Raw genomic sequence first — 18,489 nt, 5'->3', positions numbered from 1 at the left:
CCCTGACTTCCGTTGGAGGAATGATGAATAACCATGAAGTATACTATCGTGGTCACATAGGCGTAAATAGCATGCGCTTAGACGACATAGTTTTCATTTTTAATTTTTCTTTTCTACCTTTATCTCTATACTTTGTTATGGCTAATCATGAAATCCTATCACACTATTGATGAAAAAGAACTGTTAGTAAGATTTCGAGAAGGGAATAAATCTGCTTTTGAAGAGATTTATAATCGATATAAAATTAAGTTAACAGGAAATCTTTTACGGATGCTTAAATCGCGCGAACTGGTAGAGGACGTGATACAGGATATTTTCATGAGTTTGTGGATGAACCGGAAAAGTATTGATACTGAACGTTCACTAAAACCCTATCTTTTCCGGATAGCGGCGAACAAGGCAAAACATATTTTTCGTAAGGCGGCAAATGAGCAGAAGTTTAAGAATTTTCTGTTACCGCATTGGCAGGAGGATTACAACCACATTGAAGAGTTGTTCAACCATAGAGAAAACAAGGAACTGCTCCAATCCTTGCTCGACAAGTTATCTCCACAACAAAAGACCATTTATACATTGTGTAAGATAGAGGGGAAGAGCTATAGGGAAGTCAGTGAGGCTCTTCAGATTAGTGAAACAACTGTTAACACCCATATCCGCAATGCCAATGTTGTGCTAAGAGACCTAACGGCGAAAGACCCGGAGTTCTTGTCCGGTATGTTTGGTCTTTTTCTGATTTTCAACTTACCTTAATTTTTCTCGCTGAAATACAGGGTGTTGCTTTTTTTTTAATTGCTGCCTACTTGGATTTTCCGAATAGCGGGTATTAGCTTATAAAGGGCAAGATGAATAACCAATCTGACATCAACGATCTGTTTGAGAAATACCTTTCCGGCAACTATTCCGAAAGTGATCTTGAAACGCTGTTGACTTACTTTGATCTACCAGAGGAGGAGACATCTAGTTTAACCCAGATGATTGAAAAGGAATTAGATCGTTCCCTTTTAGATGAAGAGTACAAACGCGTACAAGAGTTTGCTGACGAGATTGGTGAGAAACTATTTAAAAAAATCGATAGACCTATTCTCCCGCTTTATTCCCCATTAAAGATAGCAGTCGCCCTTCTACTTTTTGTGATGGCAGGATCCGCAGTGTATCTATTCAACTCTAAATGGCAGACAGATAGAAACAGGTTGGAGAGTAGATATGGCGATGATGTGCTACCTGGAGGAAATAGAGCTATAATCACGTTGGACGATGGAGAAAGCGTTGTTCTCGATGAAAGCAAAAGTGGTATTGTGGTGTCAGATCAAATAGTATATAGTGATGGCACGCCGCTCACGCAGAATAAATCCCACTACGCCACATTGACTACTCCGAAAGGCGGGCAGTACCAAATTCAATTACCAGACGGTACAAATGTGTGGCTCAACGCCGCCTCATCCTTAAAATATCCTACGATGTTTATAGGAGATATACGGGAGGTACAATTATCTGGCGAAGCCTATTTTGAGATTAAGCATGATTCGGAAAAACCATTTATAGTGTTGTCGCAAGGGCAGAAGGTAAGGGTTACGGGCACAGAATTCAACATCAGCAATTACGCCGGACAATCGGGAGAAATAACCACGCTTATCTCTGGAAGTGTAGAAATTGAGAATAATAGCACTTTAGAAAAGAAAATATTAAAACCTGGTCAGCAGTCCATAGTGGAAACGGAGAAAACGAGTATCGGCCAAGTGGACAATCCCGGTGAATTTATTGCATGGAAAGACGGATATATTATTCTAACAGAGGCAAGTCTGAAAGAGATTATCCCTCATCTAGAAAGATGGTATGATGTCATATTTGAAGTCAAATCATGGCCTTCGGTGACGGCCTATGTTGCATTAAATAGGGATACCAAATTGTCAGAAGTACTAGATGCTCTGGAAATGAATTTTAATGTCAACTTCAAGATAGAAGGAAGGAGGGTGATAGCGACTATGTAAGTTTATAGGTTAATATCGCGAATTAAAAGTGCCGGAAATATTTCGACCTATTTCCGGCGATCGCCAATAATTTAAATTACGGAGTTAAGTAATCAAATTTTAAATCTGACAGTACAAACTTAAGTAAAACCTGCTACAAATGAAAGCAGATTTTGCGTCGCTCTTTCTTGGAGTGTAGATGTATTTGTACTGATATAATCCATTTATGAATTACAGCAAAAAAGCCTTTGCGCTTTCTATCTTCTCGTTTCAAGTGTTTCGGGGAAATCAGCTAAAAGATTTTGTTTTACAAAAAATGTTACTGGTGATGAAGTTATTTCTGATTTTGACTCTCCTATTTTCATTTACCGTATATGGAAACGTGACAGCACAGAAAGTCAATATTGACGTAAAAAGTGTGCCATTCAAAACGGTAGTACAGAACCTACAAAAGCAGACAGGTTACTCGTTCATTATTAAAAACGAGTTCTTTAACAAGGCAAAACCCGTCACACTCCATGCGACAAATAAGGATATATTGGAAGTTTTGCCTTTGCTCTTCAAAAATCAACCTTTCAGTTTCGTGGTGAGAGGTAAGGTGATCTCAGCAATTGAAATTCAGGAAACTAAAAAAAACTTGCTACCTACATCTGACGAATGGCAAAAACAATTCATAGAGACTGCTGTACAGCAAATTATTAGAGGAAGGGTATTAGATGAAAATGGTCGACCGATCAGCGGGGTGAGTATCGCCGTAGTCGGAACCGAGGCAGCTACTTCTACAGATGAACGTGGATCTTATGCGATTAACGCAAAAAAAGGTGATCGTTTGTTATTTTCCTATGTAGGATACAAGAGTTTAGAGAGGGATGTTGAAGACGGTGTTACCATTGACATTATTATGCAAGAGGATTTGTCTTCGTTAGATGAAGTTGTGGTTGTGGGAATGGGGCAGCAAAAAAAGGCTAGCGTGATTGGGGCGATATCTTCTGTGAAAATGGACGATCTGCGAATGCCACAACGTTCGCTGACTAACGCTATGGCTGGCAAGATGGCTGGAGCAGTTGTGGTTCAGCGTACTGGAGAGTTAGGGAGAGATAACGGTGGAATATGGATTCGCGGAATTTCCAGCTTTAGTGATAATCGAAGTCCACTGATTCTAGTAGATGGAGTAGAAAGAGAAATGCAGGATCTCTCTGTTGAGGAGATCGAATCTGTTTCTATTTTGAAAGACGCGTCCGCCACGGCAGTATATGGAGTACGTGCGGCGAATGGTGTTGTTCTGGTTACGACTAGGAGAGGGATTGCACAGAAGCCGGTCATACAATTTAGTGCAGAGCACGGCCTGTCAGATCTACCGGGTCTACCCCGTTTTTTGGATGGTGCAAATTATGCTATGCTATATAATGAGGCGCTGGGAAGGGATAATTATTCTGATGAATATATAGAAAAAACAAGGAATTATGAAGACCCTTACCTGTATCCGAATGTGAATTGGTACGACGAAATATATAAGAAAACCTCTCATAACTCTCAGGCTTCTTTAAATGTGAGAGGTGGTGGGGAGGTAGCACGTTATTTCGTAGGATTTGGCTATATTAATGAGTCTGGAAATTTACGAAACAGCGATGAAAACGAATATAAATCAAACCTGTCTTTACAACGGTATAATTTTAGATCTAATGTTGATATTTCATTAACTAAATCAACAACCGTGGAATTGGAGGTGGGGGGTAGTTTAACGGATTTGCACTCTCCCGGCGTCGGTTCCCATATCTACGGAACGGATTATACACCGGCTGGAGAGCTTTTTTACTGGGCGTCATTGGCGACTCCTATTTCTAACCCTGTACGCATACCGATAGGAAAGGATCTTGATGGGAAAGATATCTGGGGATGGGGAGCTCCAACACAGGTGGGTGAGAAGAATCCGTTGGAGCGACTATTGGGATCCGGCTTTAATACAGAGTTTCGGAACCAATTTATGAGCCAAATTTCTGTAAATCAGGATTTGGGGAGTTTTGTAAATGGATTGAAATTTAGATTCTCTTTTTCATTTGATGCATATAACCAAACCGATATACAGCGTCGTAAGGGCTCCTATACCTATGGTGTTCGAGGACGTGATCCGGAAACAGGCGAACTTTTGTTTACCGAAGTGGACCAAGGACAAGAATTTCTTGGATATTCCCGTGCTTTAGGAAGTAACAGAGCAAAAGAATTAAAAGGACAGTTGACATACAATAGAAGTTTTGGCAAGCATAATGTAGGTGCTATGTCGATGTATTATCAACGTGATTTTGTAAATGGTAATGCTGCATCTGCTATTTTATCATTGCCGTATCGAAGACAGGGCTTGGCGGCTCGTGCGACTTATGATTTTGATAATCGGTATTTTGCCGAAGTTAATTTGGGATATAATGGTTCTGAAAATTTCCCAAAAGAGCGGCGATTTGGTCTCTTCCCAGCCGCAGCGGTCGGATGGATTCTAACGAATGAAAGTTTTTGGTCGCCCAATAGTGCGGTAAGCTTAATGAAACTAAAAGGATCTGTGGGACTGGTAGGGTCGGAAGCTCTTCCGGGAGGGCAACGATATGGCTATTTATCTATATATGGTTCTGGTTTGGGAGGGTACGTATTTGGTGAGAATGGACAAAGTTATGTAGGAACAGGTGAAGATAGAATAGGGGTGACTAACCTAACGTGGGAAAAAGGCTTAAAACATAACGTAGGGGTTGAGCTCTCCTTTTTTAATGATTTGATCCGTTTGGATGCGGATTATTTTTATGAAAGAAGAATGGATATTCTCTTGCAACGGGCTTCATTACCTTGGGTAGCAGGATTCAACTCAAATCCTTTTGCGAATATGGGAAAGATGATCAACCAGGGTATAGATGGAACGCTTGAGGCAAACAAACGCTATGAATGGGGCGGTGTGCGGCTGTATGGTAATTTTACCTACGCGAAGGATAAAATACTCGAGCAGGATGAGGCACAGAAAAATTACGAATATCGGATGCGTACGGGGCACAAATTTGGGCAGCAGTTTGGATTAATGGCTTTAGGCTTATTTGAAAGTGAAGAAGAGATTAGCAACAGCCCTGAACAAACTTTTGGGGTTGTCAGACCAGGTGATGTAAAATATCAGGACATTAACGGAGATGGGCTTATTACTATTGATGATGAAGTTCCGATAGGATACTCTAACCTTCCGGAGATAAACTATGGTTTTGGTTTCCAGTTTGATTGGAAGGGCATCGACATCGGAATGTTTTTTCGTGGACAGGGGCGTGTTTCATATGCGCTGGGAGGAGCTTATATCCCGTTTAACCAAGGCGTGGGTAAAGGAAATTTATTCGTAGAAGCATTAGATAGATGGACGGTGGATAATCCGAATCAGCACGCTCAATACCCAAGAATTGCCAATGGAACGTCGGCCAATAACTGGCAACGGTCCACACGAACAATTTATGACGGTAGTTTCTTGAGGCTAACAGAAATGGAATTGGGATACTCGATAAAACCAGTTTTTTTACAGCGATTGAAAGTGAGCAATCTACGAATTTACGCGTTGGCAAATAACGTGGCGACCTTCTCCTCATGGACAATGTGGGATCCAGAAACAGGATCTTCGGACGGACGAAACTATCCATTACAAAGAAAATTCAATTTTGGTTTTAGAGCAACATTTTAAAGGTACTGAAAGATGAAAAATATTTTAGTTATACTGATGTTATTAGGACTTGTGTCTTGTTCCGATTTTCTGGAAAAAAAGCCTGATGATATGAAGACAGATGATATGATCTGGAAATCCAGACGGGAGACAGAAGCGTATCTATATAACGTCTATTCGCAGATTCCGACATCCAATTTATATCAAGACGACCCTTGGTTGGGCTTGTCGGATGAGATTGATTTAACGTGGAATGTTTACAACACTTACCAGATAAATTTAGGGAACTGGACAACAACCAGCGGATTTTACGAGAAATGGCCGAATTGGTATAGAGCCATTCGTGCTTCTTTCGTATTTGAAAATAATGTAGATCGGAATCACGAATTAAGCGAACAACTTAAAACACAATACAAAGCGGAAGTCAAATTTTTAAGAGGATATTATTACTGGTTGCTACTTAGACAATACGGTCCGGTTGTATTGATCAAGGAACTTCCTCCCTTGGATACGGATTGGAACCAATTTCCTAGATCTCCTTATGACGAATGTGTAAACTATATTGTTCAGATGATGGATGAAGCTGAAAGAGATTTGCCTCTTCATTGGCAAAATGACAAACAGTGGTTAGGTAAGCCTACTAAAATAGTCTGCAAAGCAGTAAAGGCGGAAGTATTGACAATGGCGGCAAGTCCACAGTGGAATGGTAACTCGGATTATATAAATTTTAAAAATCATGATGGAACGGCACTTGCATCTATCGTTTATGACGAAAATAAATGGAAACGGGCGGCAGATGCAAGCTACGATGTCATAAAAACAGCTGAAGATAATGCGAATGCCAACGTCAGACTATATAAAAATCATGAAAATGGAGATGGATCCACGTTTAGTCCATATAAATCCTTGCGTGATGTCCATATTCGAAGATGGAATTGTGAAATAATATGGGCCAAAGCGGCCTTTAATCATAATGGCTGGGAAGTGCATACCTCTCCAGGTCCTAATAACCTAGGAGGTGTGGGGCCTACACAAAGGGCAGTTGATGCTTTTTTTATGAAAAATGGTAAAACGATTGATGATCCGAGTTCAGGTTATGTCGAAGATGGATTCGCCACACAAGGAGGAGAATTTTGGAATCCTCGTAACTTTGACGTAACGAATGATCGTGTCAACATGATCGAAATGATCAGAAATGGGGACGCTTGGGGGCATTGGCCTGGGGAATGGAATATGTATGCGAATCGGGAGCCTCGTTTTTATGTATCCGTGCTATACAACAAGCGGATTATCCCGCAGTTACCATCAGATATTGTAAAACGAGATTATTATTCTACAAATAACAGTACCGTGAGGCAGGCAAATGGGTATGGAAGGGTAGAGTTATATTACGGCGGAATGTCTAGACAATCAGGGTCGTATACCTTTTATCCACAGACAGGGTACCTGGTTTTAAAGAATGCAGATCCACAAAGCAATATGCGGGATCGGGTTTTTGTGAACACCCCACGACACGATACATTTATACGATATGCAAAAGTACTGCTAGACTATATCGAATCACTCAACGAGTATGATCCGTCCCATGCAGATATTCAGAAATATTGGGATATGATTCGAGAGCGTGCAGGTATTCCCTCCATATACCATGTTTATCCGGGTATCAAAGGAGATAAAGAACAACAAAGAGAATATATTCTCCAAGAGAGACAAGTAGAGTTAGCGTTTGAAGGAGATCGATACTTTACTACCCGACGTAGACTACTGTCCGCCACACCGGATAATGGCGACCCAAAAAGAAAATATGGCGACGGTGGAAAGATGTGGGGAATGGATATACATGCCGGAAACGCAGCTACCAATAGTTTTGAATTTACTGGGTTTTATAAGAGAGTGCCGTTCGAGACGAGGGTCTTTGATAAGAAAATGAATTTGTTTCCTATTCATCAAACGGAAATAGACCGTAATCCGGCCATTGTACAAAACCCCGGATGGTAATTGATCTACTAGCTTAATATATTAAATTATGAAAAAAATTATAACTGCGTTATCGCTCGTAATAGCTATAATGTCTTGTAGCAAAGGAGTGGATAGCATCGAATACGGAAGTAAGGTTTATCTGCCACTTTCCGGCGTAGTGGAAGTACAGCCACTTTTAGGAGAATCTGTTTATGAATTAACAGTATATAAGTCAGGTATTAACAGTAAAGGGCAGATAGACGTAAGCTTATTTGTAGATAGCGATGCATATGCGCAATATCTGTTGTCCAACTCAGGAGCGTTATTGCTTCCCGAAAGTATGTATTCGATCGAACCGGTAAATTTTACTTTTGGACCGGATGAATTGGAGAAAAAAGCATATATACACTTTAAACAGGTCGACGAAGAATTTATCGCGAAAAATTATATTCTTCCTATATCATTACGGGTAGGGCAACCTCAACAAATATTGGAAGAGAAAAAAACAGTGCTGATGACACTGAAGAAATATAGAAATCCGTATCAAGGCAAGCTTAAGGCATCGGGAAAATATTATCTGAAATATAACGAAACGGAGACGGAAAAAATCGATTACGCTTTACAGGCGGAAACGGTGACTGCGAATATCTTCCAGATACCTAGTCATGTTAATGATATGATGCTATGGATTGAAGTGGTAGGCGATGAACTGCTTGTAAAAGAATCGGGGAATACCAATAGATTTAGGATTCAAGATAAAGGCAGTCATATACGGGGTGATTTTGATCTGAAGCATCAACGGTTTTATGGAGTCTTTGATCTGTCATTCAGTTACGAGTTCGATAGTCGTATTTATGAAGCGGAAATAGAGCTGAATTTTAATTTATAATCAACCATAATTTTTTTGAAATGAGACTATATATTAAAACCATTGCAATCGCATTGTTGATATGTCAATTTTTGTCTTGTAGTAAAGAAGAAGTTAACTATGCGGAATCGGAAAAAGATCCAGGAGCTATCTATATCACTTTTTTGGATGGGAAAGGTTTTTTTAATCCAAAAAACTCCACACCATATAAGGATACTATTTTTTTTGAATTTCCTACACATTTTCCGATGGACTCCGAAAATCCATTGGATATAACAAAGTTAGTACTTGCTACAAGAGATCCATCACGTATAGAGATTGTCGGTCAATCTACAAGTATTGTAGACCTTTCTAAGGAGATACCTGTTATTATCCACCGCGGAGATGGGAAAAGTAGTAAGCACATTGTAAAAGGGGTTATAAAGAAAAGTGTTGAGGCGGAACTTCTTAGCTTCTCTTTGCCCGGGATGAATATAGAGGGATATATTCAAGGCAATAAAATAAATTTGATAGCCGGCGGAGCTGATCTCGCTAATTTGGTGCCTAAGATATTGATTTCAAATAAAGCAAGTATTTTTCCTACTCTGGATGTGCCACAAGATTTTAATTCTCCGGTAGTATATGAGGTAACTGCACAAGATGGTGTTACAAAAAAAACATATACTGTTCAGTTTGCAAACCCAAGCAAAATTCCACTTGGCATTCGTGCAAATAGCGGCCGTTTATTGTGGACGAAGACACTTGGAGAATTGGGGATTGACCCTGTCAACCATATGACGACTTCCATAGCCGTATCGGATCAACACTTGATCGTCAATACTCGCGAACAACCAAATAAGATTATTAATCGATTTAATGGAACGTTGATTGGGCAAATGACGATGGGGGGCATTACGCAGGAGAATTTCCAGAACTTTTTTTTAACGGCCGATCAAAAAGGACAGTTGCTTATATCGAACTTGGTGACGGCTCGCGGAAATTCCTTAGCAATATATAAATGGAAAAATAGCCTCGATGGAAATCCAATAAAGATTATCAGTTGGACGATGGATGAAGCTTGGCAGGTCGGTAGGAAAATGTCGATTGCTGGAGATTTGGAAGGAGATGCCCTTATTTATCTTGCTGCTAGTAATTCTGGAAGAACAATCTTGAGATGGACGGTCAGAAACGGGCGGATCGTAAGTCAGGAACCTGAAAAAATAATATTTCCAGGTTCAACAGCTTGGACGTTGATGGCTGATGTCGCCCCATTGGGCAATCAAGCGGATGATCCGTTGATTGTTACAGGTCAGCCAGGAAATATCTCGTACTGGGACTTCAAAAATAATACTATTTTAACGGAACTACCTGCTTCACGATTAGGCTTAGAAAACAATAATGCGCTGGATTTTGCAGCGTTTAATAATGCCCATTATGTGTCTTTTGGAAAAGTGGGAGATCGTGATGGACAGTTTTACCTGTTTGATGTTACCCAGCCAGACAATTTAAGTCTTGTTGGAGAGCCTCTGGAGCAGCTTCTCGCTTTCCGAACCACGGATCTAGTATCTAATAGTAATGGAAATAGAACCAGCGATGTGGTTTTGAATGTATCGGACGACGGATACAAATTGTATATGTATTGCTTGCTAACCAATGGTTCTGTGACGGCATATGAATTTGATTGTATAGATTTTAATACCTTATAACTATGAATAAATCCTTTATAATAAAACAGACATCTTTTATGATGTTTATTGTGTTTACTCTTTTTCCTTTCCGTAGTGAAGCTCAATCGTATGGAAAAACAAACATTGTAGATTTGGCTTTAATTTACCATGGGGGCATTCATAGGGATACCTACGAATGGACCAAAGAGAGGTTTGCACCTTATGTGATGTATGAAAATCTAAAAGGACAGAAAAATTGGTTGTTTGATGGTTTTTTATTTTTAGAATTTAAAGACGGCAAAGGACGTAATTACGCCCCCGGATACGACAAACTGAATGCAAGAAAAATAGAATGGGAGTGGCTCATCGATCGACATTTTGAGAAAAACAAAGCTTTGCACGCCTTGAATGAAGTTATTGCAGATGCAATAGGTGTTTTGGGTAAACCACATTTTAAACATAAGTTGGTGGTGGGAATTCCGTCCCCCATCCGTAATCAGAAAGATTGGGGCAGGTTACATAGTAAGGAACTGGATTTTTCAAAAATCGAAGATCGTGTAGAAGCATCCAAATGGTATATTGAAACTTTTTTGACGAGATTTAAACAAGAGCAATTGGAGAATTTAGAATTAGCAGGGTTTTATTGGGTTGACGAAGACGTTCGAGATGGAAAAGAAATTTTAATACCGATTGGGGACTACATCCGTTCAACGGCACACCAATTCTATTGGATACCCTACTGGAATGCGCCGGGCAACTTTGATTGGAAACAATTTAAGTTTGATTTTGCTTGGTTACAGCCTAATCATTTTTTTAATAACAAAGTTGATGATACGAGAATAGATGAAGCATGTACAAAAGCTAGAGAATTCAATATGGGGATGGAAATGGAATTTGATGATAGGGCTCTTTATCGAGCAGATGAAAACAAAAGATTTCGTTTGGAAAGATATATGGAGTCGTTTCATAAGAACGATGTCTGGAAAACATCGTCGATTGCCTATTATCAAGGAGGAGATTCGTTTTATAAGTTAGCTACATCTACTGAAATAAAAGATAGGGAGATCGCAGATATATTAGCGACAGAAATCGTCGAGCGTAAGAAAAGAAAAGTTTACAATAGATTGGTAAAGGAATGACAGCGAATAAAATAATATTCATGATACTGCTTGCTAGTATTGCAGTATCTTGTAGTCGAGAAAATCCAGCACCAGTTGTATCAGACGATGAACCGGAAGAAGTTCTTAGGAGTGATGGGGATCGAGAAAAATATGGTAAAACAATCGTAATTGGTACACAGGAGTTTCCCATCAGTACATTTAGAAAAGAGGGTATAACGGATGGAATGGACTATATGAAATTAGCAATAGAACAAGAAGAAACTGAGGGTGGGTTCAAATTGTTAGCGCATCTGGTGCGTTTAGAAAGAAGAAAACTATCTGAGGATATCGCTTTTCAAAGTTTACTGGGCGGAAATATTTAACAACTAGATCAACTCCCCTTGACATCGCTAAGCGAGAAAGCATTGGCAATCAAACTGTTTTAGCAACTATAAACGGAGATTTTTTTATTATGGAAGAAGGAGGTACGTTTTTGGGGAATATGGTGAGCAATGGATCTATCATAAAAACGGCGGACAATGACTGGACTGTAACATATGGGGTGACAAAAGACAACAAACTTTTTATAGATGAACTAAATTATACGATTAGCGTAGATAAAGACAATTATCCGGTTAATAGTATTAATGGTCCACGGTTAGGGGATCAGTTGGTGTTATATACATCAGTGAAAGGTGCGAAAACTGGTGCCAATATGTGGGGGTCTGAAATTTTGTTGAAACCAATAGATGGTGATTGGGAGACCTTGGAAAGCTATGACGATGTTGTGTGCGAGGTAATCTCCAATAATCCAATGGCTGTCGATGGTGGGATTGCCATTCCTGAGGGCCATATTGTCCTGTCTGGTCACGGAGTGGGTGTGGCCGTTTGCAACCGATATAAAAAAGGGGATATGGTTAACATAAAAGTGTCTAAACCGAAAGGAAAAGAAGGAAACAGTTATGATGTGAAGAATGCAATAGGAGCTTCTTATCCAATCCTGCTAAATGGCGCTATACAACAAATAAACTCTGTGTCTGGAAATCCAAATAATAGAGAAACAAGGTCAGCTATTGGACATTCTGATGATTTTTTCTATATACTTGTAGTGGAGGGCAGATCTCCTGTGTCTGATGGTGTGACCATAGAAGAACTCTCGTATTTACTGAAACATTTTGAAGTGACAAATGCGGTGAACTTAGATGGTGGTGGTTCAACGATGTTAGTCATAGGTAATAGCGTGTTGGGACAGCCAGCTGGAACAACTTGGTTTCGCCCTGTACCTAATGCGATTTCGATAATTAGAAAGAATTAGAAGTAAAAACACGCTGTTGTGATAATAACCAAAGCGAAAAATACGTAAAATGAAACGTCGAGATTTTATTAATGGTTTAACCTGTGTGGGCGGTGCGATGATGGCTCCCCCATTATTAGGCTTCTCTCATCTGGGGGATCAAAGTAATCAGATGATAATAGAGCAATACGCTAACGAATCAATTATACGAGCGGATGTCGTTATCATTGGTGGCGGTTTAGGTGGCGTAGCAGCAACTCTCTCTTTGTTAAAAAAAGGGAAAAAGGTGATATTAACAGAAGAGACTGACTGGATAGGTGGACAGCTAACTCAACAAGGTGTACCAGCAGATGAGCATCAATGGATTGAGACCCATGGCGCTCCTAAGTCATATCGGGATTTTAGGAAAAGAATCCGAAATTACTACCGAAACAACTATCCGCTTACGGAAGAAGCAAAGTCAAACCCGCTACTCAACCCAGGGGGTGGATTGGTTTCTAGGATATGCCATGAGCCTAAAGTTGCATTGGCTGTTCTCATGGACTTATTGGCTCCATATCAATCTAATGGTCAACTCATATTACAATTGGACTGTAAAGCCATTTCGGCCGATGTTTCAGATACATTTGTAAAGAAAATTATTGTCCAGTCATCGATAACTGGCCAGCGATGCATGCTAGAGGCACCTTATTTTGTAGACGCTACTGAATTGGGCGATGTACTCCCACTGACAGGAACTGAATTTGTAATAGGAACAGAATCTAAAGAGGAAACACATGAGCTGCATGCGCCACTTACAGGCGATCCCGATAATCAGCAAGCTTTTACAACTTGTTTTGCATTGGATTATGTGCCTGGGGAGGATTTTGTGCAAAAACCGGAAGATTACCATTTTTGGTCGGCATATATACCCGCTATACAACCGAGCTGGTCGGGCAGGCTACTTGATTTGTCGTATTCTAATCCTCGTACATTGGAGCCCAAGAAACTGGGGTTTAATCCCACTGGGAAGTCTACAGGTTCGGTTTTAAATCTATGGAATTATAGGAAGATTATAAGCCGTTCTAACTTTCAACCTGATTTTTATCAAGGGGATATAACCCTGGTCAATTGGCCTCAAAATGATTACATGTTGGGGAACTTGATAGGCGTGTCGGATTTGGAATTTAAAAAACATCTAGCTTCTTCTAAGCAATTGGGTTTGTCGTTACTTTATTGGTTGCAGACAGAGGCGCCAAGACCAGATGGTAAGAAAGGATGGCGCGGCTTACGTTTGCGTAAAGATCTTATGGGTACAGAAGATGGTTTTGCCAAATATCCATATGTTCGGGAATCGCGTCGAATAAAAGCATTGTTCACCATATTGGAGGAACATGTTGGAAAGGAAAATAGAACACTGGTGGCAAATGCTGGAGAAGATGCTACTCAAGCGGCTTATTTTTATGATAGTGTAGGAGTTGGATATTATCATATTGACTTACATCCGACTACGAAAGCCAACTATGTTGACTTTGCTTCCCTACCTTTTCAAATTCCATTAGGGGCATTATTGCCGATAAGAATGGACAATATATTTCCTGCAAATAAAAATATTGGGACAACTCATATCACGAATGGCTGTTATCGGCTGCATCCTGTAGAATGGAGTATAGGCGAAGCTGTTGGACTGCTGCTGGCATTTTCTATGGAGAAAAAGGTATTGCCTAAAGAGATTCGTCGTAATAAGGAATTATTGGTTGCATTTCAAGATGTTCTTCATGCTGAAGGGGTAGAAACAGCATGGAAAAGTTAGAGATTAAAGTATAGTTGTCCTGTGTATTTCCTTGAGTGATGTTATCGACATTTTGTCTATTGACAATGGTTTTGCATTACCTGCTATGTCGAAAGGATAGTGATTCCATAATTATACCAATAACAAAAAACACAAATGAAGGCACTACCCATCCTAGCTCATAAGCAAAGAAAGGGATATGGTTGAACCAAGCTAAAATGTCAGCATGTAAGACACCCAGTATCTTCATCACATTTAATGCAGCTATGACAGTTGAGGCAATTAATGCCAAGATATACGGTAATTTGGTTTTGACGAACCGGCCGAATATAACGATATACAAGACCAGTGTAATGACAATAGGATAGACGAAAGCCAATGGCGGATAAGCAAACTGGATGATATTGTCCACACCCGTGACAGAAAGAACTCCGGAGACGAGACAAGATGCTGTTACCAGTAGTTTATAACCGAGTTTGCCGTTGGTCAGTTTGCTAAAGAATGTACCCACGGCGGTAGTCAGTGCAATGGCGGTTGTCAGGCAAGCTAATGCGATACTGATGGCAATAGCTAGCGTACCATACTTTCCGAGAATACTGTTCGAGATATGAATGAGCAAGGCTGAGCGACTAATGTCGGTGTTTTCGATATTGGAAGTAGCACCGAGGTAGATTAATCCGCCGTAAATAAAGAATAAACAAGCCGCGGCGAGCGCTCCCGATGCAATGACGACTTTGTTCTTTTCGGCAATGCTATCATACCCTTTGGCTTTGGTCGCAGAGATAATAATGCCGGCAAATATCACGGACGCTAATACATCAAGGGTTTGATAGCCTTCAATAAACCCCAGCGTAAATGCTTCTTGTGAGGAGAGCATTTCCAGTTGTAGATCGGCGATTGGGTTTGCGATACCCATACCAATTAAGATAATAAGTACAAAGAGTAAGAAGGGGGTTAAAATATTGCCCACCAAGTCTACAACCTTAGAGGGTACAATGGAAAAAAGCCAAGTGATAGAAAAAAAGAGAATAGATGTCCATACCGGATTGCTATTCGGAAAAGAGGGGAGTACCCCTACTTCAAATGTTGTCGCTGCGGTTCGTGGAAGAGCAATCAGCGGACCAATACAAATCATGATAACGGATCCCAGAATAGCGGCAAGGTTTTTATTGATACGATGACCGAGGTCATCAAAGCTGTCTCCGGAATTAGTAACGGATAAGATACCCAGAAAAGGGAGCAAGATGCCCGTAAGCCCAAATGCCAAGATGGTTATCCAAACATGGTTGCCTATCTGCAGGCCGATAAAAGGAGGTAACAGCAAATTCCCCGCTCCAAAGAACATAGCAAATAAGGCAAAACCTATAGTGGTAATATCTCGTAATCTTTTCAAAATAATATGCTAAAATAATAATGCAATCAATTGCTTAGCCTCTTTTACATCATGAACCCGGAGTAATTGTACTCCTTTTGAAAGCAATAAGGTGTTTAGTGCGATTGTGCCTGCCAATGCCTCTTCTGCAGTAATACCCAGTTTTTTGTAAACCATCGATTTACGGGAAATTCCGCCTAATATAGGCAAACCGAAATAGTGTAATTCATCTACCCGATGCAAGAGTTCATGGTTTTGTTCCAAGGTCTTGGCGAATCCGAAACCTGGATCAAGGATAATATCCTTAACACCTAAAGCACGTAACGCGGAAATCTTTTCTCCCAATGCGGTAGCGACATCGATGACGACATCGTCGTAATCTGTTAAGGTCTGCATCGTTTCCGGTGTGCCACGCATGTGCATTAAAATGTATGGAACCTGTAACCGCGCTACCGTAACAAACATATTCTTATCGAGTGTGCCTCCCGAAATGTCGTTGATAATATGCGCACCCGCTTCTATGCACGCCTCTGCAACATCAGCACGAAAAGTATCGATAGATAGGATGAGGTCGGGATGCCTCCTCACCAATTCCCGGATAACGGGTATGGCTCTATTTATTTCCTCTTCCGGAGAGACTGGAGGCGCACCCGGGCGGGAAGAGTAGCCACCGATATCGATTATATCAGCTCCGTCAATAACAAGCCGCTCTGCTTGTGCCAAAGCCTGTTCGACATTATTATGTTTTCCGCCATCGTAGAAAGAGTCTGGTGTTACATTCAGGATTCCCATGATGAGGGGGTTTTCGAATGTAATTAAACGTCCTCCTGCATTGATCGTTTGTGTAGGTGTTGTTTGTAAATGCTTCATGATTGGATCCACTCAACTTTACTTCCGTAGAAACTCAAATTTGCCACTTGGATCTAGTTTCATTACAGTGGAAGACTTGCCATCCCCTTTTTCATATTGCCCGTACTCCACGATATAATCTACACCGGCTTTGACTGGTTCGGAAATTTCTTCAAAATGGGAGGGGGAGGCTTCTCCGCTTATATTTGCAGATGTAGAGACTATAGGCTTGCGAAACCGTTGCAGTAATTGCTCACAAAAAGGGTGGCGTACAATACGGATGCCGATACTACCATCAGCGGCTATGACATTCGGTGCTAAGTTTTTGGCATTCGAATATACAATGGTTAAAGGTCTCTCTGTGTATTCAATCAAGTCATAGGCAACCTCAGGGATATCATTGACATAACCAGCGAGTTGATTGTCGTTGTGTAGTAAGACAATCAAACTTTTATGCTGCTCACGTCCTTTTAAGGCAAAAACTTTTTCTACAGCTTCTATATTGGTGGCGTCACATCCGATACCCCAAATGGTATCTGTAGGATAAAGAATAAGCCCTCCGTTTTTCAACGTTTCAAGGGCTTTATTTAAATCTTCTCTAAGTACGGTAGTATGTTTCATTAAACAGCGACGTTGTGGTCGCGTAGCGCGTCGTTCAAAGAGGTCTTTTTGTCTGTTGACTCTTTACGCTGACCGATAATCAGGGCGCAAGGTACTTGGTATTCGCCAGCGGCAAACTTTTTGGTGTAAGAACCCGGTATAACAACAGAACGAGCGGGGACATGACCTTTATATTCCACCGGTTCAGGTCCCGATACATCAATAATTTTTGTTGACGCCGTCAATACCACATTTGCACCTAAAACAGCTTCTGTTTCCACGTGTACACCTTCTACCACAATCGCTCGAGAACCTACAAATACATTGTCTTCAATGATGACGGGGGCCGCTTGTACAGGCTCCAGGACACCGCCGATACCCACACCACCACTTAAATGGACATTTTTCCCAATCTGCGCACAGGAACCTACAGTAGCCCACGTATCTACCATTGTTCCTTCATCTACATAAGCACCAATGTTAACATAAGAAGGCATCATGATAACACCTTTCGAAAGATAAGCGCCATAACGCGCACTTGCTCCAGGAACAACACGTACTCCAAGTGCTTTGTAATTGGTCTTTAGCTCCATTTTATCATGGTAAACGAAGGGCTTGTTGTTTATTTCTTTCATTTCCTGGATAGGAAAATAAAGAATAACTGCTTTTTTTATCCAATCGTTTACATGCCAACGGCTACCAATAGGCTCAGCCACGCGTATCTCACCCTTGTCAAGCTTGTCAATCACCACTTTGATCGCCTCATAATGCTCTTTATATTCTAATAATTGCCTGTTTTCCCAAGCATCCTCAATTAATTGTTGCAATTTGTGTAAGTCCATTTTTAATTATAATGTTATAAAATGAAAGGTCGAATACAAACTTATATAAAATGCTTTGATTCCCGAATACCTAATTGTAAAAACCGCTGCACTTCGCTATTTATACAGCAAAAATGAGAAAGAAAACCTTATTTTTGTGTTATGGCAGTAACGGAAAAACTACGGATAGATAAATACTTGTGGGCAATTCGTATATTCAAGACAAGAAGCTTGGCTACCGAAGCCTGTAAGGCGGGGAGGGTCAAACTGAACGGACAGAATGTAAAACCTTCTTATGTCGTAAAAGTAGGAGAAACTTATTCGATTCAAAAAGGTATCGAACGCAAAGTGATTCACGTAATAGGGTTATTGGAGAGACGGGTAGATGCCAAAACAGCCGTACAGTTCTATGAAGACCATACACCGGTAGAAGAAACCTATGCTTATAAATCAGCATTTCATGCCCCGGTGTTAAAACGTGATCGCGGCACGGGTAGACCAACCAAGAAGGACCGTCGTGAGATAGATGATCTGCAATCGGATTGGTTGGACGATGATGAAGTCTAGCG

At 40.6% G+C, this 18,489-nt stretch carries 15 protein-coding genes; 11 read left to right on the top strand and 4 right to left on the bottom strand.

The genetic code is table 11. From position 1 onward, the window contains the following. Positions 1 to 147: 147 nt before the first annotated feature. From H8B21_RS02070 to H8B21_RS02025, 10 genes are all read left to right on the top strand, one after another. Positions 148 to 750, top strand: a complete 603-nt coding sequence (locus H8B21_RS02070) for an RNA polymerase sigma factor (RefSeq protein ID WP_190312124.1) — start codon at positions 148 to 150, stop codon at positions 748 to 750. Positions 751 to 842: 92 nt separating this feature from the next. After that, a complete protein-coding gene (locus H8B21_RS02065; RefSeq protein WP_190312123.1) occupies positions 843 to 1,988 on the top strand; it encodes a FecR family protein in 1,146 nt (381 codons plus the stop codon). 307 nt (positions 1,989 to 2,295) lie between these two features. Continuing rightward, a complete protein-coding gene (locus H8B21_RS02060; protein WP_223814869.1) occupies positions 2,296 to 5,661 on the top strand; it encodes a SusC/RagA family TonB-linked outer membrane protein in 3,366 nt (1,121 codons plus the stop codon). Between the two features lie 12 nt (positions 5,662 to 5,673). Then, positions 5,674 to 7,638 (top strand): RagB/SusD family nutrient uptake outer membrane protein, encoded by a 1,965-nt coding sequence (locus H8B21_RS02055; RefSeq protein WP_190312121.1) that lies wholly within the window; start codon positions 5,674 to 5,676, stop codon positions 7,636 to 7,638. A 28-nt stretch (positions 7,639 to 7,666) separates the two neighbouring features. After that, positions 7,667 to 8,488: a DUF1735 domain-containing protein gene (locus H8B21_RS02050; protein ID WP_190312120.1), complete on the top strand. Its 822-nt coding sequence runs from the start codon at positions 7,667 to 7,669 to the stop codon at positions 8,486 to 8,488. 20 nt (positions 8,489 to 8,508) lie between these two features. Beyond that, a complete protein-coding gene (locus H8B21_RS02045; RefSeq protein ID WP_190312119.1) occupies positions 8,509 to 10,152 on the top strand; it encodes a DUF5018 domain-containing protein in 1,644 nt (547 codons plus the stop codon). 38 nt (positions 10,153 to 10,190) lie between these two features. Next, positions 10,191 to 11,252 (top strand): DUF4855 domain-containing protein, encoded by a 1,062-nt coding sequence (locus tag H8B21_RS02040; protein WP_190312118.1) that lies wholly within the window; start codon positions 10,191 to 10,193, stop codon positions 11,250 to 11,252. Further along, on the top strand, positions 11,249 to 11,596 hold the full coding sequence (locus H8B21_RS02035) for a hypothetical protein (RefSeq protein WP_190312117.1): 348 nt from the start codon (positions 11,249 to 11,251) through the stop codon (positions 11,594 to 11,596). Before H8B21_RS02040 ends, H8B21_RS02035 begins: the two co-directional genes overlap by 4 nt. Positions 11,597 to 11,685: 89 nt before the next feature. Then, positions 11,686 to 12,528, top strand: coding sequence for a phosphodiester glycosidase family protein (locus tag H8B21_RS02030; RefSeq protein WP_190312116.1), 843 nt, complete (start codon positions 11,686 to 11,688; stop codon positions 12,526 to 12,528). 49 nt (positions 12,529 to 12,577) lie between these two features. After that, positions 12,578 to 14,299, top strand: coding sequence for an FAD-dependent oxidoreductase (locus tag H8B21_RS02025; protein ID WP_190312115.1), 1,722 nt, complete (start codon positions 12,578 to 12,580; stop codon positions 14,297 to 14,299). 76 nt (positions 14,300 to 14,375) lie between these two features. Here the strand turns inward: H8B21_RS02025 and brnQ are convergent, their stop codons facing one another. From brnQ to H8B21_RS02005, 4 genes are read right to left on the bottom strand one after another with little or no spacing between them, the layout of a single operon-like run. After that, a complete protein-coding gene (brnQ, locus tag H8B21_RS02020; protein ID WP_223814776.1) occupies positions 14,376 to 15,671 on the bottom strand; it encodes a branched-chain amino acid transport system II carrier protein in 1,296 nt (431 codons plus the stop codon). A 9-nt stretch (positions 15,672 to 15,680) separates the two neighbouring features. Continuing rightward, entirely contained in the window at positions 15,681 to 16,520 is an 840-nt protein-coding gene (folP, locus tag H8B21_RS02015) for a dihydropteroate synthase (protein ID WP_190312114.1), read from the bottom strand. Between the two features lie 18 nt (positions 16,521 to 16,538). Further along, entirely contained in the window at positions 16,539 to 17,120 is a 582-nt protein-coding gene (locus H8B21_RS02010) for an L-threonylcarbamoyladenylate synthase (protein ID WP_190312113.1), read from the bottom strand. After that, a complete protein-coding gene (locus tag H8B21_RS02005; protein WP_190312112.1) occupies positions 17,120 to 17,941 on the bottom strand; it encodes a 2,3,4,5-tetrahydropyridine-2,6-dicarboxylate N-succinyltransferase in 822 nt (273 codons plus the stop codon). The genes H8B21_RS02010 and H8B21_RS02005 overlap by 1 nt, the downstream gene beginning before the upstream one ends. 141 nt (positions 17,942 to 18,082) lie before the next feature. Here H8B21_RS02005 and H8B21_RS02000 point away from each other — a divergent pair, with 141 nt between their 5' ends. Then, positions 18,083 to 18,487 carry an RNA-binding S4 domain-containing protein gene (locus tag H8B21_RS02000; protein ID WP_190312111.1) on the top strand — a complete coding sequence of 135 codons (405 nt, stop codon included), beginning with the start codon at positions 18,083 to 18,085 and terminating at the stop codon, positions 18,485 to 18,487. Positions 18,488 to 18,489 lie beyond the last annotated feature (2 nt).

Source organism: Sphingobacterium chuzhouense (assembly GCF_014692525.1).
In the GTDB taxonomy this organism is placed as follows: domain Bacteria; phylum Bacteroidota; class Bacteroidia; order Sphingobacteriales; family Sphingobacteriaceae; genus Sphingobacterium; species Sphingobacterium chuzhouense.
The sequence above is the reverse complement of the archived record's forward strand: the minus strand, read 5'-3'. Positions and strand labels throughout refer to the sequence as shown.